Origin of the sequence: uncultured Campylobacter sp. (assembly GCF_938018035.1) — a bacterium.
Classification (GTDB): Bacteria; Campylobacterota; Campylobacteria; order Campylobacterales; family Campylobacteraceae; genus Campylobacter_B.
In genome coordinates this window covers 1-1,506 of sequence record NZ_CALIJF010000363.1, presented here as the reverse complement: position 1 = coordinate 1,506, position 1,506 = coordinate 1, and the positions used below count along the sequence as shown (strand labels likewise).

3 protein-coding genes are annotated in these 1,506 nt (G+C 44.1%); all 3 read right to left on the bottom strand.

Annotation, left to right across the window (positions count from 1 at the left end):
- Positions 1-224 precede the first annotated feature (224 nt).
- A complete protein-coding gene (locus tag Q0257_RS10870) occupies positions 225-506 on the bottom strand; it encodes a type II toxin-antitoxin system RelE/ParE family toxin (RefSeq protein WP_298024765.1) in 282 nt (93 codons plus the stop codon).
- Complete coding sequence (locus tag Q0257_RS10865) at positions 503-754, bottom strand: hypothetical protein (RefSeq protein ID WP_298024763.1); 252 nt, start codon at positions 752-754, stop codon at positions 503-505. The genes Q0257_RS10870 and Q0257_RS10865 overlap by 4 nt, the downstream gene beginning before the upstream one ends.
- 102 nt (positions 755-856) lie before the next feature.
- Positions 857-1,297 (bottom strand): GNAT family N-acetyltransferase, encoded by a 441-nt coding sequence (locus tag Q0257_RS10860; protein ID WP_298024761.1) that lies wholly within the window; start codon positions 1,295-1,297, stop codon positions 857-859.
- Positions 1,298-1,506: the final 209 nt, after the last annotated feature.

Below are 1,506 nucleotides of genomic sequence, written 5' to 3'. Positions count from 1 at the left end.
TTGTAGCCGAAAATTCTTTTAGGTTTGCTTTTGCGCAGGGGGCGAGCGGAGTTGTTTTAGCGCGCCGTGCATAGAATTGAAATTTACGGCGCCCGGCGCGAATATGCGGTGATTTAGTGCGGATGAGCGGTTGATTTTCTTTGGCGCTGTAGCGGCGGCGAATGAGTGGTTTTAATAAACGGGGCGCGGAATTTAAACGCAGATGTTTTTAAACAGGCGTCAAGCTATCTCAATAAATTTTGCTTAAATATCGCCAGGATAACGATCGTATCGTCGGGTTCGTCTATTAGATACGGGATTACGAAACCCTTAAATATGAAATCTCTAATTTTATCATCGTCAAAGCTCTTTGATCTACGAAATTTATACGGCATAAAGCCAAGCTCGCCTGCTCGTGCAAAAAGCTCGTTTTTAAAATTTTCCGCCGCATCCTCTGAGTGCTCTGCGATAAATTCTACGATCTTGCTAAGCTGCGCACGAAATCTTTTAGACTGGATTATTTTCAATTTTTCCAGCCCTTGCCTAGTTCATCGAAGCCGCTTAGATCGCCGTTTGCGTATGATTTTAAATCTGCATCCATTCCGCTTTTTATCTCGTCGTAACTTTCGCCGGATTTAAACTCCGATAGAATCGTTTCTAAGCTTTTCTCGCCGCTTAGAGTGATCTGTGCGGAGGGATCAATTTTTAAAAAAAGCTTCTTAAAAGTTTCGAGAGTATCGCGATCGACACCGCTTTGGATCTGCATAGTGATCATTTTGGCTCCTTAAATTTTAGCGATTATAGCAACTCATAGCTAAATTTAAAATTCCAACCGTTTTAGAGCTAAAGCTCGATAAAATTTTAAAATTTATGCCCGCTAGATCGAATTTCGCTTCCTCATATGAACCGTGAAGTGCTCCGACGCGTCCTTAAAGCCGCACTTTTGTAGGAATTCTCCGGCACCCTCAGCCTTGTGTAGAGGGGTCACGACAAAGGTGGTGGTGTGCGCAAAGCGTTTATTAAAGGCATTCACGAGCGCCGTGCCGATACCGCGCCTTTGATAATCCTTATGAACTATCACGCAGTAAAGATAGCTCGTAGCGAAGTTGTCGCGGTCGCAAAACGCCTGCAACACCCCCACGGTCTTGCCCTGCGTTTTGGCGATCGCCACGTAATCATAGGTGCGCCACACCCTGTATGTCTCGTGCGGCGGCACGGAGGCTGCATTTTGCTCCGTATCCCAGCCGATCGAGACCATTATCTCATCCAGATCGCTAGGCTTAAAATCGGCGGAATTTTCTAAAATTTCAAACTCCATCTTCGCTCCTTAATTGAAATAGCTTTTCAAATCGCAAGTATATCGCCGTAGCTTTAAAACGGCATTAAATATCAATTAGCGGCTCTTGCGGCGAGGTTTAAATTTTAAAATTTAAAGGCGCGGCAGGGCGCGGTGCGTAAATTTAAACTCGAATTTAAAATTCTAACTATTTACCGCAATTTGATATAAACTCGGCAAAATTTTCCCAA

Coding starts and splice junctions, on each gene's coding strand:
- Q0257_RS10865 (WP_298024763.1), bottom strand. CDS start 754: ATGATCACTATGCAGATCCAAAGCGGTGTCGATCGCGATACTCTCGAA.
- Q0257_RS10860 (WP_298024761.1), bottom strand. CDS start 1,297: ATGGAGTTTGAAATTTTAGAAAATTCCGCCGATTTTAAGCCTAGCGAT.